This is a genomic window from Pseudobacteriovorax antillogorgiicola, from assembly GCF_900177345.1.
GTDB lineage: Bacteria > Bdellovibrionota_B > Oligoflexia > Oligoflexales > Oligoflexaceae > Pseudobacteriovorax > Pseudobacteriovorax antillogorgiicola.
On the sequence record NZ_FWZT01000005.1, the window covers coordinates 26,436 to 49,508 of the forward strand.

The following is a 23,073-nucleotide window of genomic DNA, read 5'->3' on the forward strand; positions in this document are numbered from 1 at the left end:
CAGGCTCCCTGCTCCACCGTTATCGATCGTGGCAATCAACCAAGATTTGCGAAGGAAAGCTAAACCAAGCGTTCCAGGGAGCTGTTCGAGCCCGCCTTACCCAGAAATGTCAGGGTAGGCTATATAGAAACCCTAATCCAAGGAGAGTAGCACCATGCTACAATCATTGTTAGCGAGAGGACGTTTGATGGTTGGCTTCGGTACCAACCTTGATCCTAGCGAAGATCTTTTACATTCTGGAAAACGCGGACATGGATGCCGACCAACGATTTTCTTCGGCCCCAAGCGTGATGCCCTCAGTTTGATTACTCGTCAAGTTCATACAAGCATCATTTTAAAACCAAGACGTCATAAGGACTTCGAAACTAAGGTCTTTGTTCTCGACTTTCCTGCCGGTGACCCAGAGACATCGAAGCAGTGGCGCGAGGCGACCGATGACTTCGGTGGCCAAATTTTCCCTAAAGCTGAATACCTGCCTCTCAAAGAAGCGTCCAGCCAATTGATGCCTGACGCTGACGTCTATCGACAGGCATTTGAAATTCTAGACGCCCACAGCTCATGGCAGAATAAGCTGAAGATCCATATTGAAACCTTCGTTTGGAATGATCAACTTCGTGAACGCCTATCTATCGAAGGTGCACAAGATTTCCAAGCTTGGCTTATTCATTGGCATAAGCCTGAAATCGGCGCTGCAAACCTGCTGCAAAGTACTCATGTCGACGAAGATCAGGGAGCGCTCACATCGTTTCGCCATCAAGTATTTTTCAGCGTGAAAGGCTACCATGGCTCGCAAGCCGCAGATCTAGCTTTTGCAGAATGCGGCTGGAATCAGCAGGGTCACTTTGCAAGAGATCGTTTCAAGGACATCTTAAGCAGTATTTCTCATCGAGACGATGTCCTGGGCTACTACTACGCATCCGAAAGCAAGACTGGAAATAGCAAACTTTCCCTGGAACCGAAGTCCCTAGATGCGATCGGACAAACTGACGGCCTTGCAGTTTGGAGTTGGAACACTAATGAAAGCTTTGAACTGGCATACTCCCTAGACAATAGCCTCGACTCCTTCGCAGAGCGCAGCGCCAAACCATTTGCCAAAGACCTTGAGCTTGCTCTAGATACCGACAGAAAGTGGCTAGCCAGTAAAACAGCTGCTCCTGAATACTTAGACAGCCGGGCGAAGGAAATTTACCAGCGCACCCTCTTAACGTTAAAGCAAATGCAAGACCCCGAAGGTGGGATCATAGCCGCTCCAGAGTTTCACTACCCATTTACCCATTGTGGTGGATATGGCTACTGCTGGGGCCGTGACGCTGGATTTATATCCTACGCGATGGATGTTTGCGGGATGCACGAAGAATCCGCTGAATTCTATCGCTATATGGCAAAGTGCCAAAGCGCGGATGGTAGCTTCCTCCACCGTCACGACATGGATGGCAACCTCGGTGCCAGTTGGGGTCATTTGCAACCTGACGAAACCGGTAGCGTGGTATTTGGGATTTGGCAGCATGTAAAGCTAGCCAACAATAAAGACCTCGCTGAAGAGTTGCGAAGCATGGTGGAAAGAGCAACTAACTGGCTCGTTGAAAGCAAGCATAGCACCGATCCAGAACTACCGATCGAAGGTCACGACCTTTGGGAAGAGCGCATTGGTGTTCACTACTACGCAGTCGGAGCCATGGCCGCGGGAATCAAAGCAGGTATTGACCTTTACAACTTCATGTCGTGGGATGCTCCTCAAACTTGGCAACAAGCCTTTGATAACCTGAAAGCCTTGGCACACTCAGATCGCTTTATTGAGCGGAGAGACCAGCAAGCGTTCTTCGCGCGTACCCTGCTTCGCAAGCTGGACCGCGCTACCAAATCAAATATGGATCAGGTCGGGGCCAAAACTCTTACCCAAACAAACAAGGCAGGGCGAGATGAATACCTTCTAGAGCGAGATTTCGTCACTGATATCTCGCAGCTTGGCGCGGGTTACCCATATGGGGTTTTCGATTACGAAAACAATGGCAGCGAATGGGATCAACTCATCGATGTTACCTTCGAGCAGCTGTGGCGACCAGGTGTTGGAGGCATCGGACGATACGAGGCTGATCATTACCGAGACGGTAATCCTTGGGTTCTCGCCACATTGTGGCTAGCCCTCGCTGCAGACGAGCGTGGCAAAACTGATATGGCCCGTCAATGCTGGCAGTGGGTCTACGAACATGCAAGCCCGGAAGGCTTGCTGGCCGAACAAATCGATCCCAAGACAGGCAAACCCGCATGGGTGATGCCTTTAACTTGGTCCCATGCAATGTATGGATTAGCAGTTCACCAATTGAGGGAAGAGGTGGTCAAATGAAGATTATGAACCGAATGACAGTTCTCTGTTCGCTTTGGCTTGCAGGTAGCAGCGCCATGGCGGAAACCATCAAAATCGACTTATGGGAGCAGGATTCTCCCGAAGCAGCAAAGGAAATGGACAAGTGGATCAGCGTTTTTGCAAAGCGAAATCCCAATATCAAGGTCGTTCGTCAACACTATGAAAATGAGGAGCTTCGAGCAAAGTTCTTGCGCTCATCTGTGACTGGTGATGGCGCTGATCTCGTTTATGGCCCTAATGATCTTGCTGGAGTCTTCAAAACAGCATCGGTCATTCAACCAGTGGATGAGTGGCTGAAAAAAGACCAGTTCAATCCCACAGCACTTGGGGTGATGAGTCTCGAAGGTAAAACATGGGGTGTGCCAGTCAGTGAAGGCAACCACCTCATGCTTTTCTACAACAAAGCAATGGTTAGCCAAGCTCCCGACTCATTTGATGCCTTGATCAAAGAGGGCAAAAAGCACACCAATCCCAAGGAAAATAAGTATGGCCTCGCCATGTTCCAATCGGAACCTTTTTGGTTTATGCCTATCCTAGGTGGGCACGGTGGCTGGCCACTTTCTGAGTCTGGCAACAAGACCAATGTTACAATCAACAATGACAAGACGAAGGCAGCTCTTCAGTTTCTAGTCGACCTTAAAAACAAGCACCAGATCCTCCCCAAAGACTGCGACTACGATTGCGCTAAATCAATGTTCCTCGCAGGAAAGGCTCCTTATCACATCAATGGAGACTGGGAAGTCAAGACTCTACGGGAAAAGCTTGGCAAAAACTTAGGAATCGCTCCGATCCCTAAAATTGCTAGCACCGGCAAGTGGTCAACGCCATTGCTCGGTGGACGCTTTGTCTTCATTAACAAGGCTGCCACTGGCAAGCGTCTGGAAGCAGCGAAGGCCTTCATCAAGTTTATCACCGAAGAGCAAGTTCAGCTCCGTATGGCAACCAAGCTGGATAGAATTCCAGCTACCATTAAAGTTCGAAGCTCTAAGAAAGTTCAATCCCTCGATAGCTTGCAGCCGTTGATCGATGCTGCAGCACACGCGAAGCCGTCTCCTAGCCAAGTCGAAATGCGTGCCGCTTGGGATGGCATGCGCATCATGGTGCAACGAGCCCTTTCTGGCAAGGAAACTGTCGCACAGGCCGTAGCTACGGGTCAGAAAGCTGCTGATGAAGCCTTGGGCGCGATTCGTGAAAAAGGTGAGAAGTCCCACTAAATTGATGACCAGCAGCGGCATCAGGGAGAAGCCGCTGCTTAGATCTAAACTGTGGTTACGCACACTGACTGATTTGTGCTCAGCCTAAGCTGGGCACAAACCCACCGGAACATAGAGGATTGAATGAGCGTCTCCGTATTACCAGCCTTAAGTGAACTGCTATTCCTGCTAGCTATTCTTTTTGGAATTGTAGCCCTGGGTATTAGCTACCTGTGGCTCAATTTTAGAGTTTGGCACTACCCCATGTACCTGCCGTTTAAAATTCTTATTGGCTTAAGCCTAGGAGGTTTTATCTATGCAAGCGGTGGATCTGGGCTAACGAGTAGCTTTTTCGCATCGATACCGATGTTTATCGGGTTGTATTATAAGATGGGTCTTAAGGGTGAGTATCGTTCGCCTCTTTATTTCATGGCCCCCGCCCTATTCGGCATCATATTCTTGTTTCTTTACCCCCTTGTCTATGAGTTCTATCTCTCATTTACAGATCTCAGTTTGAAGACTTTCGCCGACTGGATTCAAACAGGGAGTGTGCCATTCGCTGGCATTCAAAACTATATCGATGTATTCAAAGATAGAGCTACTGGACAATCCTTTGTTTTTGTCCTTTGGCGAACCATGGTGTGGACCTTCGTCAACCTATTCTTCCATCTCAGTATCGGTCTCGCTCTAGCACTGCTCCTCAATGCAAAAGGGCTCAAGGGTGTGGGCGTATACCGCACGATTCTGACATTACCATGGGTGATTCCTCAGGTCATTGCTGTTCTCGTATGGCGCGCTGACTTCAACGAGAGCGTGGGATTCATCAATCAATTTATTAAGGTTATGAATCAACTCGTTTCATTTGAGTGGAATGGTTCTATCATAGCTCCATTGACTTGGTTTGGATTCGAGCCTCAGGCCTGGTTCCTTGATGAAGATGCGCTCTTCGCCGCAGCTTGCATCGTTAACATCTGGCTCGGTATTCCATTCATGATGATCAATTGCTTAGGCGCTTTACAGTCCATTCCAGGCAGCGTGTATGAAGCATCATCGATCGATGGTGCAAGCTGGCTACAAAAATTCAGGCATATCACTTTACCTCTACTTAAACCAGTCATGGTACCTGCAGCGATGCTAGGCGCTATATGGACTTTCAACAACCTCAATGTCATTTATCTGATGACCGACCAAGGGCGATACGAGGGCGCTGATATCCTAGTCACGGATCTTTTCAAACAGAGCTTCACATACTATCGTTATGGTTTCGCAGCAGCCTACTCCTTCGTTATTTTTGCGATTCTATGCGTTTTAACGGTAATCCAAGTGAAGGTTTCTCGAAGCAACGAAGCAAAGGCGGCATGATCAATGTTAGGAATAGGAAACCGAATAAGCAGTATGATTAAAATCGGAAAGACCGGCCCAGCGAGGGTTTTACTAGTCCATCTTGCCTTAAGTTTTGCATGTATCATTGCAACGTTTCCGGTATTTCGCGTGGTAGCAATATCGTTTCGCAACACTGATACTGTAGCAAGCACCGAGACGCTCAAATTCCCTCCTCGTGGAGAGGCTAGCTTTGGAGACTACGTGCAGTTCTTCGGGGATGCAGTCATTCCTTATGAGCTATTTCGATCTCCAGATATTCCAGAGGGAATGGATACTGTCGATGAGGGTGACGCTGCACCGACGGACGAAGACCTCGATGATTTCGAAGATGAGTTTGCCTCCTTGGACGCCGAGGACGAAAAGCCAAAGATCCGCTACTGGTATTCGAACTACGTGGATCTTTTTACGGAATACCTTTTCCTCCAGTGGATCTATAACTCTTTGATCATCGCCTTCTCCGCATCCTTTATCGGGGTATTTTTAGCTGCTACAACAGCCTATGCCTTCGCTCGTTTTAACTTTCCAGGCAAGCAGTTTGCCAACGGCTTTCTCTTCACCACACAGATGATTCCCGCACCGATGATGATCATTCCAGTGTATCTCGTAGTGAAAAGCTTGAACTTAGGCAACACCTATGCCGGCCTTGTGCTCGCAATGTCCGTCACAACGCTACCATTCTCCATCATGGTCCTTCGAGGATATTTTGAAACGATCCCTAAAAGCCTAGAAGATGCCGCTCGGGTCGATGGCTGCAACCCCATATCAACCTTCTTCCGCATCTTACTACCGCTTTCAACTCCGGCCCTCGCGATCGCATTCCTATTCAGCTTCACATCAGCCTGGACCGAATTCCTGCTCGCCTCGACTCTTATCGATGACGTTGAGCTACGACCTTGGACTTTAGGCTTAATGGAATTCAGTGGAAGTTTCGACTCCCGATGGGGTCTTTTTGCGGCAGGTAGTGTTGTGATCGCTATCCCAAGCATGATGCTCTTCCTGTACTCCTCTAAATATGTCGTCAGTGGTCTCACTGTTGGCAGCGTTAAAGGCTAGTGTTTTAACGCCAGCCTTTGCTCTCAGATCTCGGGAGCCTCCCTTCCCTATTTTAGGGAAGGGGATTCACTTTGCACAAAATAATGAAATAAATGGGGGAATTATTTGTTGTCCTGACTAGGGGTTGAGCATGGTTAGGGGGGCAAAAAGCTAGATATGCTGCAAAGTGAAAGCTCCATTAGATCTTTTTAATTGGAACATCCAGATCCCTCTTCGTAGACATAGTTTGCCCAATCAACCTACAAAGTCAACACGAGCAACTCAAATTACTTTCCATGGTGACAGTTGATTTTTCACAGTGGAAAAACCGAGCTCAAACCCCTTTTGTCATCACTAGTTTTAAGAATCCTTAACTTCACTCTTCTAAATTAATTAACCGTACTTGAGTAGTCGTTCTTAAAATTGAGAACGTAACCTGGCTTTCATTATGATTTCTTAACTCCTAAACTAGTTTTTATTGCGTGACAATTCTGCACAATACTGCGTAGAATTTAGGAAACGCTGAAAACAGGAGACACTTGCGATGGCTAATAAGGCCCTCTTAGCGGATCTGCAATCTGCGCTTTCCGAGTATCTGGAAACCCATCGGAATCTAAGCATTCAGTCTGTTTCCAACAAAGCGAATGTCAGTTACTCAACGATTCGACGCATTCTACAAAACGAAGCCAATGATGTGCGGGATGAAACCATTCTCTCATTGATCCAAGTCATCATGTCTAGGCCGCGACGGATTGCGTTTCTTAATAAATTCTATCCAGCGTTAGGGTCGTTAATTATCGATAGTCGCCCCGATGAACCAGATTTCGATCAAGAGAAGCTTAGGCTGTATCGATACAAAGACCCCCACAACTACATTCTGAAAATGGCGCTGACTAACCACGGAACCTGCCGGGCGACCATTCAGAGAATCTTAGGGGACCGCGGAACTGCTGCACTCGATGAGATGATTGAAGATCACTTCTTAGTTGAGGATAGTTCCGGTAGCGTTCAGCACACAGCATCAAGTTCATCTCTGATGAATGCAAGCGATATTCTCCATCAGATAAAGAAAGACTCCGATTACTTCGACAAATCCTTAGTCGGCACCAATCTATCTCGGCTAGCCCATCTATCAGCATCGCTCAACCCAGAAGCCTATATGCGCCTCATTAAATTAGTTAACGATTTTATCAAAGAGGCCGATAGTCTGAAAGAAGCACCAGAGAGCACTGGTCAGATTCCCATGTATATCGACCTTATGGTCAGTACCTATGATCGAGAATCCTTAGAGGGAGTGATCTAACATGCGTCTTTTTTCCATTTTACTTTGGACCCTAGCGTCTGGAACATGCCTTGCCAATGGCGAGACTGGAGTGCTGATCAGTGCTCAATCGGTTCCATCGAACGTACCAGTCCCTTTTCAAGTAGAGGATCATTCTTCTTTTGAAGTCTGTGAGGACGACTATGATCTCGCCTTGGATCTTCTGATCTACAAGGAAAGCAAAGTCTTTCTAGCCCTAGACGAGAAGATCCACCTACCTGTCGATTTGGATGAAGTAGAGCTAACAGCTCACGGTATCGCTATCAGACCCATCACATGCGAACTTCCTTAACCACTTCCTCGCATCGAGGGTAGGCTACCCACGATGCGAGGGTTTTCTGGACGAATCCAAAATCCTCACGCATAATACACCCTAAGTTTCGCAACTTAGTAGGTGTTATCAATGATATCAATCATGCTTTCCGAGCCGTTTGAACTCAGCGGCGATGATACGTTTGCTTACCTACAAGAGGTCTCCCGGTACTCAGAATGGGATGATCATGTACTGGAAAGCCATCAGGTAGATCGCGGCCCTATCCAAATTGGGACAAAGTTCAATGTTACCTACAGAATTTTACGCCAAGAACTGACCCTTTATTTCGTATTGTCAGCCTTAAAGCCTGGCCGAGACGTGCTTTTAGAAGCTCAACATGATCACTTTCAAGTTCAAACTCGCTTCACTATAGACAACCAAGCCAAACGGCTTAGCTGGCAGACTAGTGTTCATTTCGATGGTATTTGGAATAATGCGTCGCCGGTTTTGAAGACCATATTGAAGAGCGAACTTAGTCGTTCATTTCAAAAGCTCGTTCGCGCCCTAAACCCCTCTAAGCAAGTTCCAGACCTTCCAGACCTTAAAACTCAAATTGAAGATCATCTGTTGATACCAGGACTTTTGCGTTTCTCACGACTTGGCTACCAGTGGGAAACAAACTGTCGCTACCCAGTGATTCGCAAGCTAAACAAGCATCATATTGTCATCACCGGAGCCAGCTCTGGAATTGGCGAAGCCGCGGCAAGGCAACTGGCACTTCTAGGTGCTGACATCACCATCATTGCTCGCAACGAGATCAAAGCCAAGGCAAGCGTCAACAGGCTTCGCCAAGAAAGCCATAGCCGCAAGAAGCATCGCTATATCCTTGCAGATCTGAGTCTCGCTCGGGACGTTGATCGAACCATTGGAGAACTCGTCAAGCTTGATCGCCCTATCGATTGCCTGATCAATAATGCCGGCTACCTGTATCAAGAAAGGCAGGAAACGGACGAAGGCATTGAGAAGTCCTTTGCCCTGCTGCTGATGGCACCCTATCGTCTGACACTAGGGGTCAAGAATTTGCTAAAAAGAGCCCCCCTTGCCCAGGTGATCAACGTTTCTTCTGGAGGCATGTATACCCAAAGACTCAAAGCCGATCACCTCACCCAAGGATTAATGCCCTACGATGGCACCCGAACCTATGCCCAGCTGAAACGAGCCCTAGTCATGCTTTCTGAGCTATGGGCTCAGGAATGGGAGCCAGATGGTATTCTAGTTCACGCCATGCACCCTGGCTGGGCCGACACCAAATCCGTTGCCGAGACATTGCCGCGATTTTACCAGATCACAAAAGCTATATTACGCACTCCAGACGAAGGCGCTGATACGATCACCTGGCTCGCCTCCCATCCTGACCTGAGCCGTACCAACGGCCGATTCTGGATGGATCGCCGAGTTCATCCCACAGTACTAATTCCCGGAACGAACCCGCGAAAAACGGACTATCAAATTCTAAAAGAGACCTTGCAAAATTTTGAACCAGAGACCCCACTGCCACAGTGAAACCTTGAGGCATTTGATTTTTACGATGATTGCCCTATGATCGATTCAACATAGGCGCATCAGATTGCTAAACATCATATTGACAGTTTCGGCTTAACACTCACAATAATAGGATTTTTCTATGGAATATCGACGACTCGGTGGCTCAGGCCTTAAGGTAAGCACACTATCTCTCGGTTCTTGGGTCACGTTCAAAAACCAAGTCGACACCAAACAAGCCATCGACATGATGTCGCTTGCCTACGAGCACGGTGTGAACTTTTTCGACAACGCTGAAGTTTATGCAGCAGGTCAATCGGAAGTCATCATGGGTGAGGCTCTCCAAGAACTCAAATGGAGTCGAGACAGCTACACAATATCAAGCAAGGTTTTTTGGGGTGGTGATAAACCAACTCAACGAGGCCTCAGTCGGAAGCATGTTCATGACGCCTGTCATGGAGCACTAAAGCGCCTCCAGGTGGACTATCTCGATTTGTTCTTCTGCCATCGGCCCGATGGTCAAACTCCCATTGAAGAAACCGTTCGGGCTATGGATACCCTGATTCAACAAGGGAAGGTACTCTATTGGGGAACTTCAGAGTGGTCCGCCCAGCAGATTATGGAAGCCTACAGCATAGCTCGCCAGTTTAACCTAACACCCCCTACTATGGAGCAGCCCCAGTACAACATGCTCCACAGAGATCGAGTTGAGGAAGAGTATCGCCGTCTTTATAGCGAAATCGGACTTGGCACCACGATTTGGTCACCACTGGCCTCGGGACTACTAACAGGCAAGTACAATGACGGCATTCCCGAGGGCTCTCGATTCAGTCTCAAAGGCTTTGAGTGGCTCAAGGATATGCACGAATCAGAAGAAGGTCAGAAGAAACTAACCATCGTCAAAAACTTGGCCGATTTCTGCAAAAAGGAAGATATGGCCATGACTCAGCTGGCGATCGCCTGGTGTGCTGCCAACCCCAATGTAAGTACAGTAATTCTTGGAGCATCAAGCACCAAGCAACTCAAAGACAACTTAGAAGCTATCAAGTTGTTGGAGCGCTTGGACGAGTCGATGATGACGAAACTCGATCAATTGCTAGGGAATAAACCTCCTGCACCACCTGAATACTAAATTAACTCCTCATCTAAGAAAACAATGTACACGAATGCGATGATAATATGGCGGAGGTCGAGACTCCGCCGAATTTACAGAACCTGGCCTTCAGGTTACAATGGGAAGAGACACTCACTGCACCGGACGGCTCATGAACTTGACAAGTTTCACTGATGCAAGCCCTCGCGGGATTTTTCTCCTCCATGCCCTGGAAGACCTGACGGCAAATGGTTCCAAGAATCTTTGCCCCCAAAGAATTTCCCGCAAAAGCGGGATCAAGAACTATTTTGAAGACGCTGATGATCTGCGCCTTGCACTGGCCGAAGTTGGCTTCCAAGAGCTTGAAGAGCGAATGCGGGCTGCGACACCACCAACCTTGCCATTTGAAGAACGGCTCTATCAAGCTTGTAAGGCCTATCTTGAGATGGTGATGGAAAGCCCAGCATTGCTCCAGCTCATGTTTGGACTTAAAGAGCAAGCACATACCCGCGCCCCCGAACCTATTCGCGAAGCAGGGGATGCTGCATTTTCTGTATTAGAGCATATGATGAAAGATGCTATCGCCCAAGACTTCCTCAAAACAAATGATAGTCGCTCAGCAGCACTGGCCACCTGGTCTTTCATCCATGGCTTTTCGTTCCTCATGATTCGATCAGGAAAGACCATTGATGATCACCCGGAAGAATTGTTTGAAATGTACCAAAAGCTACATCGACTCTTGAGCAAAGGTTTGATCTCTGCTAAGCCCAACTAATCGAAAATGTTTTTCAAAGGATCGACCATGCTCAAACAAACGATGATCTGCCTATCCCTCGCCTTCCTTCCGGTGATCAGCTGTACTAAGAAAGAGTCAAACAAAGACACAAGCGAAACTGTTGATGAAGGCAAGCTGAAGATAGAGGAAGTGAAAGAAGGTACGGGCACCGAAGCAGTAGCTGGAAAAACGGTCGTTGTTCATTACACAGGAATGTTTCTAGATGGCAAGAAGTTTGACAGTTCACTTGATCGAAACCAGCCTTTCTCTTTTGTTCTTGGCTCAGGCCAAGTTATTAAGGGTTGGGATATGGGCGTCTTAGGCATGAAGGTTGGCGGCAAACGCCAGCTAACGATTCCTGCTGCTCTTGCCTACGGTGAACGAGGTGCCGGTGGAGTGATTCCTCCGAATACTACTCTGAAGTTTGATGTAGAGCTTCTCGAAGTGAAGTGAGTTGGAGTTGTAACTCAAAGCTCCCGGCTCAGTTCTAAAGGGAGCCTGGTCGTTCCTCGTCTATTCCCACAGGCCCGACATCAACATCAGGATCATTAAAAAGATCGATGTCTTGTAAGATACTTCCCATGGGAGACCTAAACGTCAGAGTCTCGTCTCCAATGGGTAGATCAAGACTAATTTCAGTATCCTTCACCAGCTGGTCAACCACTGCCTGAGAGCTACCACGAATCTGATAAAAGACATGCCAGGTAGGGTGATCGACCACTGCCTGCGTAATGAGTTCATTGGGGGTATAAGCCCAGGTTTCGGCGTAGGGCTCTAAATCTAGTTTTTCACCACTCTGCTGATTCAACCGACAACCCATCTCCTGTACTTGCTGGCTTTCCTGCCACTCCTCTCGCACCGCACAGGTGAGAAACGCACCTGTCACATTGGATGGGATATTCACCTTTTCATCTTCGTCACGACCGTCAAAGGACGAGCCGGTATCCGATTGTCCGAGATCTTCCTCAGGTTGCTGGCAAGCGAGTACCTGCAATACAATGAACATTGCGGTGTAGAACCTCATGTTCCACCCCCACTACAAAATTCTCGAATGGCTATGCTCTTAGCCTGTACCGGACAATTGCCCTCATTAAAGGGTACAGCTGTTCCCAATGGATTTTGGCCTAGATAAACCTGTTGTAAAGAGCCTAGGTCCACCAAAGGGGCAATGGACTGAATCTGATTGTTAACTAAATTTAGAGACTGCAGATTGATCAAGTCTTTGATGGGAGTGACATCGCTAATCTGATTGGCTGAAATTGCCAACGTCTCTAGGTTGATAAGCTGGGCGATGGGCCCCAGATCTGCAATGCTATTTGCCTGAGCAAGAAATGTCCGAAGATTACCAAGCCCAGCAACGCAGTTTATATCCGTAACAACATTGCGACTCAGCTCCAGTGTATGAAGGCTTGTAAGACCAGCTACGGGGGAGCAATCTCCAAGTCCAATATTGTTGGCCTTCAAGCTTTGAAGCAAGCTTAATCCAGCGATCGGACTAAGGTCTTGCGCGGGATTTCCACTTAATACCAACTCTTTGAGGCCCAGCATCCCACCAACGACCTGCCAGTCGCTGATACCATTACCAGAAAGGTCGAGAACCTCAAGAGCGAGAGCTTGCAATGGGGATAGATCACTCACTTGGTTAGCTCCAAGATCGAGTCTCTTCAACTGGGCCATATTCGAAAGAGGCGCCACCGAACTTATCTGATTCACATAAAGGTTCAGTTCCTTCATGGCAGTCAGGCCTGCTAGCGGGCTAAGATCTAAAATTCCCATGCCACTTAATGCGAGGGCTTCCAGTTTCGTTAAATTTTGTAGAGGACTCAAATCAGGCACTTGATTCTCTGACAGATCAACAGTCAAGAGATTCACAAGGCTTGTCATAAACCCAATATCGACCAACCCTGTTTGGACCATATTTAAATGCTTCAGGCCTACAAGGGTTGCCAAAGGGCTTGGATCAGTAATGAGATTGAAGTTTAAGTTAAGTGTTTCCAGGGTCGTTAAGCCCGCGAGAAAGCCAAGGTCGCTCACCCCTTGGTTGATCACACGAATGCCCTTGAGCTGAGTCAAAGTTGATAGAACACCGGCATCGAAGTTACCAGCTCCCAGAGACAAGCCGTTATCAATCTCAAACTTTTCCAAGGCAGACAGGCTGCTAATTGGCTGATATGTCAATTCTGGTGACGATGTTATAAAAAGCTCTTTTAATCCCAAAAGGCCTTCGAGAAAATCAAGACTCTGAACTCCTGTTCCTTGGATATCTAAGAACTGTAGATTGCTATATCCAGCCAGGCCTCCAAAGTCGACCAAATCTGGATTGTTCTGAATGGAAAGTAGCTGCAATGAACCAGCAGCGGCCAAAGCAGAGATGTCTTGCAGCTGATTTTGATTTACCCGTAAGACTTCTAGCGAACTCAATAGTTCGATCCCCGCAAGGCTTGCTAAATTATTCTGCGAAATCTGTAGAACCCGCAGGCCCTGGGACGACTGAATCGGCGAAAGGCTGGTGATACGATTCCCTGTAAGACCCAGTTCCTCTATGCTCGCTAGCTTGGCGAGTGGTGAAAGGTCCACAATATTGTTGTTTGTAGCCTGCAGAAATCGAAGAGCCGTGAGGTACTGAATCGGCCCCAAATCTTCTATCTGATTATCGTTCAAATTGAGTGCTATCAATGAACGCGCACTGACAAGAGGACTAAGGTCCTGGATACCGGTACGGGATAAGTCTAATTCAGTAACTCTTGCTAAAGCAAAATCTGCTTCGTCACAATCGCTTAATTGTAGCGTAGTGAGAATGATGTCGACTGTTGCACGTGTTTCTGGAGGTAAATCGGAAGACAGACAAAGATTGCTAAAGTTTCCATTGGCGGCAAGAATTTGATCGCTCCCACCCTCGGTGGGCTTCGACTCTTTTCGACCAGGGAAATATGACCATTGGCTGCAAGCTGATAGCACAAGGCCCAGCAGCACCCAAAGAATCTGAGTTTGACCCATTGCTTCCTCTATAACCTGCTTGTGATGCTTCGGTATCGTATCGTCATGAAGCTTTCCAAACATTACAAATAGCTATTATCTATCTGTAATTATTGCCTTAAATGAGACTAATTTTAAGACTACCAAGCCAGCCTTACCTAACTCTAAGCCTAAACCTAAGCCAAAGGAATGATGTCTCCCCTTGACAATCGCTCAAAAGAAATCACCTTTTTATTGGCAGACGAATTCGTACACGACGGCCCTAATCAAGAACCCAGCATTCCTTACGAAGGGGGAGCAATGTACGCACAACAAGCAGAACAAGTAAAAAACCCACTAGAAGAGTACGGATCGAATCTGGTTGAACGGGTTAAATCTGGCAAACTCGACCCGGTCATTGGTCGCGATCAAGAAATCAATCGTGTGATTCGTATCCTTAGTCGCAAGTCGAAAAATAACCCAGTTCTTATAGGAGAACCTGGGGTTGGTAAAACTGCTATCGCCGAAGGTTTAGCTCACCGGATAGTCAACGGTGACGTTCCTGAAGGTTTAAAAGACAAAACGATTTTTAGCCTCGATATGGGAGCCCTCATCGCTGGGGCCAAATTTAGGGGCGAGTTTGAAGAACGGTTGAAGGCTGTCCTTGATGCGGTGCGAGGCAGCGAAGGCCGCATCTTGCTGTTCATCGATGAGCTGCACACAATCGTCGGAGCCGGCAAAGTCGATGGTGCGCTCGATGCAGGAAACATGCTTAAACCAATGCTGGCTCGGGGCGAGCTTCACTGTATCGGAGCCACGACCCTCGATGAATACCGCAAGTATATCGAAAGCGATGCCGCCTTGGAGAGACGTTTCCAGACAGTGCTTGTGGACCAACCTTCAGTAGAGGACACCATTTCTATCTTGCGAGGATTGAAAGAACGGTTTGAAGTATTCCATGGTATTCGAATCAAGGATAATGCCTTGGTTGCAGCAGCTACCTTATCCCATCGCTATATAACCGATCGATTCCTGCCAGACAAGGCCATCGACTTGGTGGATGAATGCGGAGCCATGATTCGCACTGAGATCGACTCGGTACCGGAAGAATTGGATAAGCAACGCCGCCAGCTGATGCGTTTGCAAATTGAAGAGGCGGCCTTGAAGAAGGAAAAAGATGCCGCTAGCAAAGAGCGACTGTCCGCACTCCAGCAGGAACTTCACGACATCCAAGGCCACGTCAGCGAGCTAGAGCGAGTTTACGCCAAAGAAAAAGATGCGATTCGACACTTGCAATCGATACGCAAAGACATTGAGGCGACCAATCAAAGGATTGTTCAAGCAGAGCGTGACTACGATCTCGAAACAGTCGCCAAGCTTCGCCATGGTGAACTACCTAAGCTAGAGCAAACTCTCAAGGAGGCTGAAGCTAAAGCCGAAGCTGAAGGTTCAAAACAACTTCTGCGGGAGGATGTCACTGAAGAAGAAGTTGCCCAGGTTGTGAGTCGCTGGACCGGAATTCCAGTGCAAAAACTGGTTCAAGGTGAACGAGAAAAACTTCTCGATCTAGAAGAGACCCTTCACCAAAGGGTTGTTGGACAAGACGAGGCGGTGACCTTAGTCAGCGACGCGATCATTCGTGCCCGAGCCGATATCAAGGACCCAAGACGCCCCATTGGCTCTTTCATCTTCCTGGGGCCTACCGGGGTTGGGAAAACAGAGCTGGCTAAAACCCTCGCAGAAGCACTCTTCGACTCGGAAGATAATATGGTACGCATCGACATGTCTGAGTACATGGAGAAACATGCGGTTTCCCGCCTAATCGGTGCACCTCCCGGATATGTAGGCTATGATGAAGGGGGCCAACTGACTGAAGCTGTGCGCAGAAAGCCATACTCAGTACTGCTCTTCGATGAGGTGGAGAAAGCCCATCCCGAAGTTTTTAACCTACTTCTTCAGCTTTTGGATGACGGTCACCTTACCGATAGCCAAGGCAGACAAGTGAGCTTTAAAAACTGTGTCGTGATCATGACCAGCAACATCGGTGCTGCTCATCTCATCGAAGGAATTCAATCGGACGGCAGCATCCCAGACACTGCGAAAGATTCTGTTGAACGAGATCTGCGCGGACACTTTAGGCCAGAGTTCTTAAACCGAGTGGATGACATCGTCTTGTTCAAACCGCTTCAGCGCCAGCAAGTTGAGCAGATCGTTGGACTCATGACCCAGTCCTTAGAAACTCGCTTAAAGCAACAGGAACTTGCCCTTGAAATCAGCAACGAGGCGATTGGAGCCATCGCAACAGCAGCTTATGACCCCCTCTACGGAGCACGTCCCTTGAGTCGCTACATCCAGCGCCATGTGGAGACCCCGATCGCCCGGGCCATTGTTGCTGGTAAGTACCCCCCTAAAAGCACGATCCATGTCAGCTGGGATCAGACCAGCGGCTTAACACTAGGCTAAGCCGAGGCTCAACATCCCATAGGAGGCCCTTGGGGCCTCACCTTTTCCTCTTCAAAATCAGCGAGAAACCAGTTACCTTTAAGTATAGGAGGAGGGACTGGCATGGATAGAATTAGCAAACTTTTCTTGCTCGGCAAGCGGGATTCCTATGACCGATTGCCGGGACCGATTGCCTTACCAATCTTAGGCCTTGCTCCCCAGTTCCGAAGCTATTCGGTTCCATACATCGTACGCCTGTCGCGAACCTATGGAGACTTTGTCAGGTTTCCCATGCCTAGTGTTCGAGGGGTTCTGGTATCCGACCCTAACTTTATCAAGATGGCTCTTGCCCAAACTGAAAGAAATTTTTACAAGGGCAAGCTTTATGAGCGAATGAAACCTTTTGGGGGCAATGGCTTGGTAACAGCCAAAGGCAAGCCGTGGCGATCTCACCGCAAGCTTGCCAATCCCGCGTTTACTGAAAAATCCCTCAAAACTTACGAGCCACTGATCCACCGGGCAACAGAAACCTGCATTGGCAAAATTAATAGTCATCTGGGGGAAGAAGTTGACTCAACCAGCATGATGATGGATCTCACCTTCGATGTTGTTGCTATGTCTTTATTCTCTGAAGAAATAAAGGATCAAGGCCCTCAGTTGGCAGCATGGTTTCGCGAGGGCCAAGACTACTTGGGATGGGCGTTCTGGACTCCCGTTGAGATTCCACTTTGGATTCCATCCCCCCGCAATCGACGTTTTAATAAGGCGAAAGAAGGCCTTGATACCTATATCCGGGAGATGATTCAGGATCGTCGACAAGGTCCGTCAAAAGACGATCTTTTGCAGAAGCTCATCGATGCCAACGACGACGATAACGAAGGTTTTGCCGAGGCACAGATCATCGACGAAGTTGTCACTCTTATGGTCGCTGGCCATGATACCACTGCCTTAACCCTATGTTATGGGCTGCTCCTGCTTGCCAATCACCCGAATGTAGTGAAAAAGCTTAGGCTAGAGATTCAGCAGCAATGCCCGGATCGCCCTGTTTCAATCCAAGATTTATCGAACCTAAAGTACCTTCACTACACCCTTCAGGAAATCATGAGACTTTACCCGGCGGTATATATGGTGAATCGAACCAATCATGAAACCGTCACCTATCAAAATTACGAGTTTAAGGGCGGAACTACGTTTTTTCTGTCTCAATATGCAGTCCATCGCCACCCTCGGTATTGGAAAAAGCCTGACAGCTTTATTCCTGAACGATGGCAGGACCCTGAATCAATCGCACCTGGTAGCTACTTTCCTTTTGGAGGTGGCCCACGAACGTGCATCGGCAATCACCTGGCAAGCTTTGAGGCCAGCCTAGCCCTCCCTGAAATCATCCGTCGATTCGATGTTCAAGATAGCAACAAAAAGTTTCGCTTTGACCCTAATGCAACCATGACTCCAACACCCGGTGTTAAACTTACATTTAGTAAAATCTAAAGGAATAACTTATGGCCAACAAAGGACTCGAAAATACTCATCCCATTATCATCAAGTGTGCTGCGTTTACCACTGGAGTCACGCTGAAGTCATTTCGAGCCAAAGACGTCTTGTTCCATATCGAATTGATCAAAAACATCGTATCACCAGCTCCATCTGCCCATGACTTCGATGTGCAGTACACGCAAGTAATGAGGCTCTTTGAAAAGTACCATGATCGAGGTTGGGTAGAAAAAGACTCCACAGGCTCAGGGAAGCCGCTCTTCTCATTTCACGCCAAGGGACTCTTGGCTCTCATTGATTCTATGGTTCACCTTGACCGTCAGCTTCCTGTTTCGGAAGTTCTGTTCACACAATCATTTTTAGACTCATATAAAGACTATATTATAAATGTTGTCTTCAATGAAGATTCCATTGATCACAACGATCGGCAGTCGATCAATGATATATTTTCCCCATCTTATCTTATCAAGCAGCAAATGAAGATTATTGACCAAGGCATCCAAGATCTTGAGTATCGGATCAAAGAGTCAGATAAGCTTCTGGCCTATATAGATAGTCACAAAGGCAAGACCGCCCAAGATATGGTCGATGCTCTTCCTTCCGAATTCAGCTACCGCATGTCGTACTTGAAGCCATTCCGCGAATGGCTGGGAAACCTCCCAGATCGACTGTTGGAGCATGAGTTTAACACGGGGTTTGAGACCAGAAATAAAGGTTACTATAAGAAAAATCTGAATCATTTGAAAGGTCTCAAGCAGTTTTACGAAGATGCCTGCGAAGCTACGCCCTAAACCCAGCAGGTTTGAAATGAAGCAAAGACTTTCCGCAAAATAAATTAGAAAAAGTATCGACCGAACTGCAGAAAACTGAAGTCTTGATGGTAAGCAGGCTAAACAGTTGTAGGTTCGAGAAGTAATAATCCCCTCTCTTACAAATGCCGTTGTACGGTTGCAGTTTTGGAGGGGACGCCCAGCCGCAATATTCAACCTAGGTCAACTTTGAGGTCGACGTGTATAAAGCTGTCACTATTCAACGACAGCCTTGCCCTGCTTGGCCTAGAAAATACGAGATCGATATAGCGTTTCTCGGTTAACAAAAATTTTTAGATGAACTCCAAATTTTAAATTTACGAACAACTAGATCAAGTGTTAATCGATTGCTAGCTTTTTATGTAAAGGCCTCATGAGAATGCCCCGACTATTAATTCAAAATTAGCGCAGCTGCAATTCAAAACTAGTTGGGAGTCACAAATGGGAATCTTTTTTCGCTATCGCATTCGGTACCTGAAGAATCTTCAGGAGTATTCTGAGTATAATCGCAGATACGTGAACAATGGTGGCGATCAGAGCATAGATATCAGTTGGATGAGATCAAGCAAAGTAATTGGAGTATTCGCAGGTAATGACCTTGTTGCGGGGTTTGTTGAGTCAAGCCCGCCAACCCGTAGCGTAGCAGATATTCCCGATCAGATCCGTCATCAGCTCCTTGAAAGCGAATGCCAAAGTCTCGCAAATGTTCAAGAAAATGCTGCGTTTTGGATATCACGTTCTGTTCAGGGGAAACGATCTCTCCAAGCCTTTGTTTGGGCAGCAATCGTGTTTAGAAGTGTATTTTGTACCCGATGCAAGTACACTCTGGGAGCTTCAAACCGCCTATCTATCACAAAACTCTACCAGTTCTTTTGTGGTAACACCATCTACGAAGCTCCTAGCAAGCTAAATCCTGGAGAGCGCTACCATGTATTTATATGGAGTAAAACTCAACTTCTTACCGTCGGATTTCAAATTGTAAGACGCCTTCTTGAAAGAAGCACGAGTAAGGCTACTGAAACCAATGCCACAACTGAGTTACCCTCAGTTTAGACAAGGAGACCCTATTATGGAACATCAATACACCATTGGATCGATATACCTCATACTTGCAATGATCTCGATCTATTCGTACGATAAGAAGAAGCTAAGTCCTGAAAAGGACCAAAGAGCTAAGCAGAACAAGTCCGTCACGTCATTCAAGTACTTCTACCGATTTTCTCAGCTAGTTTGTCTTAGTACCATCGCCATGTTTTTTATGGCCAGCCCTACACCTTTGCAGGGAACCTGGAGCCAAGAGCCGACGTTTCTATATCTTGGCGCGGCCTTTTCGATCTTGGGAGTTCTTATCTTTGTAGGCGCTAAAATGGAACTCGGGAACGATAATTATAGCCACTGTAGCAATATGTTCCTCCCGAAAGACATCATTCGAACGGGTCTCTATAAATACATCCGGCACCCTATTTACACTGCGAACCTGGTGATGATTCTCGGTCTTTTCATTTCTTCTGGAAATTATCTTGTCTTGGCGACTTGGCTTGTTATGGGCTTGTACTACAATCATTCAGCCCGCATCGAAGAGCAATGCCTGGAGCACGCCTTTACCGAGTACAAGGACTACAAAAAATCTACTGGCCGGTTCCTTCCTTGGCGAGAACTAGCTTAAGAAGGGTCTACAATTCATCAACGATTGTAGCGCCGAAGGCTTTACACCACAGCCTTCGCGCCACCATCGGCTCCAAGTACCTCATTTTTTGCTATGGGGAGTCTTATTGTAAATGTCGTACCGTGGTCTGTAGGGTAGTCGTCGATCGTACGAGTTTCAACCTTTATCGAACCATGAAAGCGATCAAGATAGGCCTTTACCAGCGGCATTCCAAATCCCGTACCCTTTTCTCCTCCAGTTCCCATTCGGTTGGTCGTCTTTGAATCGCTAAACAAATTTCTCAAAATACGATCAGGTATGCCGATACCATGATCAATTACTTGAATCTCAGCCACATCACTTTGTTGGCTCACGATTATTTCGATCACTTGACCAGTAGCGGAAAACTTTAGGGCATTGGTCAGTAAATTCACCAGGACTTGATGGGTTAGATTAGTTTCGTCGGCCATGCAAAAAATATCCTCATCGCCTATTTTTGCGACAATGGTTATATCCTTGGCTTGCGCCCGTTCTTCAATCATGAGCATGGCTTGGTCGATACAACTCCGCACCGAACATCTTGCAATCTGTAGTGGCTTTTTACCTGAACGAACAGCCTCGTAATCCCGCACGTGCTTGATGATGCCATTGATCGACATGGTGGCCTGCTGGATCTTTTTCAATTTCTCGATCAGTTCAGGATTATCGGCAGCAAGCTTGCTTAGCATCATCTCGTTGCCCATGATTACAGTGAGGGGGTTCGAGATATCGTGCATCAGAACCCGAAGCAAGGTTTCTTTATCCTTAAGCGATGTTTCTATGTTCTTTGACTGCTGTTTGATCGTCTCAGCCTGGAGTTTGATCAAGTAGTCTTTCTGAAGTGACTTATAGAATACCCGACGAAAGTAGACGGCTATGACGAAGAAGCTCGCATGGCCGATGTAAATTGAAATAAGGTGTTCCCGCCAAACTTCTGAAAAGAGAAACGGCGGCAGGATAATAATGGCAAAGACTGTGCTGAAAAGTAAGTGGCTGCGGCGAAACCGATGGAGAAAAAAGTGGGTTCCAATGTTTGCAGTGAGACAGGCAACTGTAACCGCTAGGCGGTAACTAGGGTTCATGGTGAGTAAGAAGTAGAGAAATAAACCGTTCATCACCAGAGTTGTTTCAGCCAGAAACCCATGGTAGAGAGCCCTTATTCTAGGGTCCGTCGCCCGTGATTTGATTTGGAATAGAAGAAGCAGGTTTAGCAGAAAAATGCCTATGGCGATAAATCTTGTTCGAATGGTTTCCCAGGCTAGTTCTTCAGGAAAACTCAAAAGATCAGTGGGGGCTATCAGCAACAAGAGCATGATACACATCAAGTTGGCATCGCGAACGAATAGGCGCAGGTGGCTTTCTTCCCAGCGCCTCCGAAGGAACTTGGCTTCACCTAACTTTTCCGCAAATTCGCGCACTTTTACCACTTCATTCAAATGCTTACCTGATCGCTATATTGTTACACGATTCTCTTCGAGGCGCCTATGGACAGTTATTCACAATTCTTGAACCCTGAACGCTTTATCGTCTTAAACCCTGAAAAATTTACAGTAAATATCTACTCTTTGAGCGCGGAGATGCGCAGCATTTGCTGTGTCGGGCTTAATCTGATTGACGAACCCATGGCGATAAAGGCATAAAGGGCAGTCCAGAACACTACTTGGAAGGAGTTCTTCTTGATTTCTCCCATTTTCGAGAGCAGCCAGTGGCGCGAGGTTCCTGGCTTCGAATTTAATGATATCACCTACCATCGGGCAGTGGACCAAGGCACCGTTCGCATTGCGTTCAACCGACCCGAAGTTCGTAACGCCTTTCGTCCGCAGACTGTTGACGAACTTTATACAGCTTTGGAACATGCTCGCATTAGCAGCGACGTTGGAGTTGTTCTCATCACTGGTAATGGCCCTTCACCAAAAGATGGCGGCTGGGCTTTCTGTGCAGGCGGCGATCAACGGATTCGCGGCAAAGACGGTTACCAATATCAAGATGCAGATGGCACGGTGGACAAAGCCAAGCTCGGCCGCTTGCATATTCTTGAAGTACAACGCTTAATTCGCTTTATGCCTAAAATTGTTATGGCCGTGGTTCCGGGTTGGGCAGTTGGCGGTGGTCATAGTCTACATGTAGTCTGCGATATGACTCTCGCGAGCCGTGAACATGCCGTGTTTAAACAAACAGATCCTGATGTGGCCAGCTTCGATGGAGGCTACGGCTCGGCTTATCTTGCCCGGCAAGTGGGCCAGAAGCGTGCTAGAGAAATCTTTTTTCTAGGCGCGAACTACTCTGCTCAGGAGGCATATGAAATGGGAATGGTGAATAAAGTCGTTCCCCATGAAGACTTAGAAAAAGAAGCCCTCGCTTGGGCAAAGGTTATGAACAATAAGTCACCTACAGCAATGAGAATGCTAAAATACTCATTCAATATGATTGACGACGGCTTAGTTGGGCAGCAACTCTTTGCTGGTGAAGCAACGCGCCTCGCTTATAGCACTGACGAAGCAGCAGAAGGTCGCGATGCCTTTGTAGAAAAGCGAGACCAGGACTTTAGCCAATTTCCTTGGCACTATTGAGCACTTATGCTGGGTGAGGTGGATACCACTCGCATTCCTTGCGAAGGGTATGATTCCACCTTCCCGAAATTCTTTCTTTTCAAAACCCCTGCTATTTTCTATTTTATTTCCAACCCTTACTCCCCTTAGGCCTCTCCATCCCAAGAAATGCCGATATGGAAGCAT

The 23,073-nt window shown here is 47.4% G+C and carries 20 protein-coding genes; 17 read left to right on the forward strand and 3 right to left on the reverse strand.

Annotation, left to right across the window (positions count from 1 at the left end; genetic code table 11):
- Nucleotides 1-154: 154 nt before the first annotated feature.
- The 10 genes from B9N89_RS31290 (at nt 155) to B9N89_RS07950 (ending at nt 11,410) form a co-directional block, all read left to right on the forward strand.
- Nucleotides 155-2,344: a glycoside hydrolase family 15 protein gene (locus tag B9N89_RS31290; RefSeq protein ID WP_159455227.1), complete on the forward strand. Its 2,190-nt coding sequence runs from the start codon at nt 155-157 to the stop codon at nt 2,342-2,344.
- The gene (locus B9N89_RS07910) at nt 2,341-3,579 is read left to right on the forward strand and encodes an extracellular solute-binding protein (RefSeq protein ID WP_159455228.1); all 1,239 of its coding nucleotides are present in this window, start codon (nt 2,341-2,343) and stop codon (nt 3,577-3,579) included. The genes B9N89_RS31290 and B9N89_RS07910 overlap by 4 nt, the downstream gene beginning before the upstream one ends.
- Nucleotides 3,580-3,702: 123 nt before the next feature.
- Nucleotides 3,703-4,920 (forward strand): carbohydrate ABC transporter permease, encoded by a 1,218-nt coding sequence (locus B9N89_RS07915; protein WP_132317618.1) that lies wholly within the window; start codon nt 3,703-3,705, stop codon nt 4,918-4,920.
- A gap of 33 nt (nt 4,921-4,953) precedes the next feature.
- A complete protein-coding gene (locus B9N89_RS07920; protein WP_159455229.1) occupies nt 4,954-5,994 on the forward strand; it encodes a sugar ABC transporter permease in 1,041 nt (346 codons plus the stop codon).
- A 523-nt stretch (nt 5,995-6,517) separates the two neighbouring features.
- Nucleotides 6,518-7,276 (forward strand): hypothetical protein, encoded by a 759-nt coding sequence (locus B9N89_RS07925; protein WP_132317614.1) that lies wholly within the window; start codon nt 6,518-6,520, stop codon nt 7,274-7,276.
- A 1-nt stretch (nt 7,277) separates the two neighbouring features.
- Nucleotides 7,278-7,586, forward strand: coding sequence for a hypothetical protein (locus tag B9N89_RS07930; RefSeq protein WP_132317612.1), 309 nt, complete (start codon nt 7,278-7,280; stop codon nt 7,584-7,586).
- A gap of 111 nt (nt 7,587-7,697) precedes the next feature.
- Nucleotides 7,698-9,110, forward strand: a complete 1,413-nt coding sequence (locus tag B9N89_RS07935; RefSeq protein WP_132317610.1) for an SDR family NAD(P)-dependent oxidoreductase — start codon at nt 7,698-7,700, stop codon at nt 9,108-9,110.
- A 121-nt stretch (nt 9,111-9,231) separates the two neighbouring features.
- Entirely contained in the window at nt 9,232-10,221 is a 990-nt protein-coding gene (locus B9N89_RS07940) for a potassium channel beta subunit family protein (protein ID WP_132317609.1), read from the forward strand.
- A 133-nt stretch (nt 10,222-10,354) separates the two neighbouring features.
- Nucleotides 10,355-10,957 carry a TetR-like C-terminal domain-containing protein gene (locus B9N89_RS07945; protein ID WP_159455230.1) on the forward strand — a complete coding sequence of 201 codons (603 nt, stop codon included), beginning with the start codon at nt 10,355-10,357 and terminating at the stop codon, nt 10,955-10,957.
- 27 nt (nt 10,958-10,984) lie between these two features.
- Nucleotides 10,985-11,410 (forward strand): FKBP-type peptidyl-prolyl cis-trans isomerase, encoded by a 426-nt coding sequence (locus B9N89_RS07950; RefSeq protein ID WP_234996078.1) that lies wholly within the window; start codon nt 10,985-10,987, stop codon nt 11,408-11,410.
- 34 nt (nt 11,411-11,444) lie between these two features.
- Here B9N89_RS07950 and B9N89_RS07955 read toward each other — a convergent pair whose 3' ends face one another.
- On the reverse strand, nt 11,445-11,981 hold the full coding sequence (locus B9N89_RS07955; protein ID WP_132317605.1) for a hypothetical protein: 537 nt from the start codon (nt 11,979-11,981) through the stop codon (nt 11,445-11,447).
- Nucleotides 11,978-14,017 carry a leucine-rich repeat domain-containing protein gene (locus B9N89_RS07960; RefSeq protein WP_132317603.1) on the reverse strand — a complete coding sequence of 680 codons (2,040 nt, stop codon included), beginning with the start codon at nt 14,015-14,017 and terminating at the stop codon, nt 11,978-11,980. The genes B9N89_RS07955 and B9N89_RS07960 overlap by 4 nt, the downstream gene beginning before the upstream one ends.
- Before the next feature lie 216 nt (nt 14,018-14,233).
- Between B9N89_RS07960 and B9N89_RS32135 the strand changes: the two genes are divergently transcribed.
- The 5 genes from B9N89_RS32135 (at nt 14,234) to B9N89_RS07985 (ending at nt 20,320) form a co-directional block, all read left to right on the forward strand.
- Complete coding sequence (locus B9N89_RS32135; protein ID WP_268808705.1) at nt 14,234-16,375, forward strand: ATP-dependent Clp protease ATP-binding subunit; 2,142 nt, start codon at nt 14,234-14,236, stop codon at nt 16,373-16,375.
- 102 nt (nt 16,376-16,477) lie between these two features.
- Nucleotides 16,478-17,842 carry a cytochrome P450 gene (locus tag B9N89_RS07970; RefSeq protein ID WP_132317599.1) on the forward strand — a complete coding sequence of 455 codons (1,365 nt, stop codon included), beginning with the start codon at nt 16,478-16,480 and terminating at the stop codon, nt 17,840-17,842.
- Between the two features lie 11 nt (nt 17,843-17,853).
- Nucleotides 17,854-18,636: a hypothetical protein gene (locus B9N89_RS07975; protein ID WP_132317597.1), complete on the forward strand. Its 783-nt coding sequence runs from the start codon at nt 17,854-17,856 to the stop codon at nt 18,634-18,636.
- Nucleotides 18,637-19,095: 459 nt separating this feature from the next.
- On the forward strand, nt 19,096-19,707 hold the full coding sequence (locus B9N89_RS07980) for a hypothetical protein (protein ID WP_132317595.1): 612 nt from the start codon (nt 19,096-19,098) through the stop codon (nt 19,705-19,707).
- A 16-nt stretch (nt 19,708-19,723) separates the two neighbouring features.
- Nucleotides 19,724-20,320, forward strand: a complete 597-nt coding sequence (locus B9N89_RS07985) for a methyltransferase family protein (protein ID WP_159455231.1) — start codon at nt 19,724-19,726, stop codon at nt 20,318-20,320.
- A 41-nt stretch (nt 20,321-20,361) separates the two neighbouring features.
- On the opposite strand, the gene B9N89_RS07990 is transcribed toward B9N89_RS07985, so the two are convergent.
- Entirely contained in the window at nt 20,362-21,756 is a 1,395-nt protein-coding gene (locus tag B9N89_RS07990) for a sensor histidine kinase (protein ID WP_132317591.1), read from the reverse strand.
- Nucleotides 21,757-21,822: 66 nt separating this feature from the next.
- On the opposite strand from B9N89_RS07990, the gene B9N89_RS31295 reads away from it, so the two are divergent.
- Both B9N89_RS31295 and B9N89_RS07995 read left to right on the forward strand, forming a co-directional pair.
- Nucleotides 21,823-21,978: a hypothetical protein gene (locus B9N89_RS31295; RefSeq protein ID WP_159455232.1), complete on the forward strand. Its 156-nt coding sequence runs from the start codon at nt 21,823-21,825 to the stop codon at nt 21,976-21,978.
- Between the two features lie 36 nt (nt 21,979-22,014).
- Nucleotides 22,015-22,908 carry a 1,4-dihydroxy-2-naphthoyl-CoA synthase gene (locus B9N89_RS07995; RefSeq protein ID WP_132317589.1) on the forward strand — a complete coding sequence of 298 codons (894 nt, stop codon included), beginning with the start codon at nt 22,015-22,017 and terminating at the stop codon, nt 22,906-22,908.
- The last annotated feature ends 165 nt before the right edge of the window (nt 22,909-23,073 follow it).

What these genes read in the sequence shown, in the direction of transcription:
- B9N89_RS07910 (WP_159455228.1), top strand. Translation starts at nt 2,341, where the DNA reads ATGAAGATTATGAACCGAATGACAGTTCTCTGTTCGCTTTGGCTTGCA.
- B9N89_RS07975 (WP_132317597.1), top strand. Translation starts at nt 17,854, where the DNA reads ATGGCCAACAAAGGACTCGAAAATACTCATCCCATTATCATCAAGTGT.
- B9N89_RS31290 (WP_159455227.1), top strand. Translation starts at nt 155, where the DNA reads ATGCTACAATCATTGTTAGCGAGAGGACGTTTGATGGTTGGCTTCGGT.
- B9N89_RS07955 (WP_132317605.1), bottom strand. Translation starts at nt 11,981, where the DNA reads ATGAGGTTCTACACCGCAATGTTCATTGTATTGCAGGTACTCGCTTGC.
- B9N89_RS31295 (WP_159455232.1), top strand. Translation starts at nt 21,823, where the DNA reads ATGGACAGTTATTCACAATTCTTGAACCCTGAACGCTTTATCGTCTTA.
- B9N89_RS07935 (WP_132317610.1), top strand. Translation starts at nt 7,698, where the DNA reads ATGATATCAATCATGCTTTCCGAGCCGTTTGAACTCAGCGGCGATGAT.
- B9N89_RS07950 (WP_234996078.1), top strand. Translation starts at nt 10,985, where the DNA reads ATGCTCAAACAAACGATGATCTGCCTATCCCTCGCCTTCCTTCCGGTG.
- B9N89_RS32135 (WP_268808705.1), top strand. Translation starts at nt 14,234, where the DNA reads ATGTACGCACAACAAGCAGAACAAGTAAAAAACCCACTAGAAGAGTAC.
- B9N89_RS07980 (WP_132317595.1), top strand. Translation starts at nt 19,096, where the DNA reads ATGGGAATCTTTTTTCGCTATCGCATTCGGTACCTGAAGAATCTTCAG.
- B9N89_RS07940 (WP_132317609.1), top strand. Translation starts at nt 9,232, where the DNA reads ATGGAATATCGACGACTCGGTGGCTCAGGCCTTAAGGTAAGCACACTA.
- B9N89_RS07925 (WP_132317614.1), top strand. Translation starts at nt 6,518, where the DNA reads ATGGCTAATAAGGCCCTCTTAGCGGATCTGCAATCTGCGCTTTCCGAG.
- B9N89_RS07970 (WP_132317599.1), top strand. Translation starts at nt 16,478, where the DNA reads ATGGATAGAATTAGCAAACTTTTCTTGCTCGGCAAGCGGGATTCCTAT.
- B9N89_RS07930 (WP_132317612.1), top strand. Translation starts at nt 7,278, where the DNA reads ATGCGTCTTTTTTCCATTTTACTTTGGACCCTAGCGTCTGGAACATGC.
- B9N89_RS07915 (WP_132317618.1), top strand. Translation starts at nt 3,703, where the DNA reads ATGAGCGTCTCCGTATTACCAGCCTTAAGTGAACTGCTATTCCTGCTA.
- B9N89_RS07945 (WP_159455230.1), top strand. Translation starts at nt 10,355, where the DNA reads ATGAACTTGACAAGTTTCACTGATGCAAGCCCTCGCGGGATTTTTCTC.
- B9N89_RS07960 (WP_132317603.1), bottom strand. Translation starts at nt 14,017, where the DNA reads ATGTTTGGAAAGCTTCATGACGATACGATACCGAAGCATCACAAGCAG.
- B9N89_RS07920 (WP_159455229.1), top strand. Translation starts at nt 4,954, where the DNA reads ATGATTAAAATCGGAAAGACCGGCCCAGCGAGGGTTTTACTAGTCCAT.
- B9N89_RS07985 (WP_159455231.1), top strand. Translation starts at nt 19,724, where the DNA reads ATGGAACATCAATACACCATTGGATCGATATACCTCATACTTGCAATG.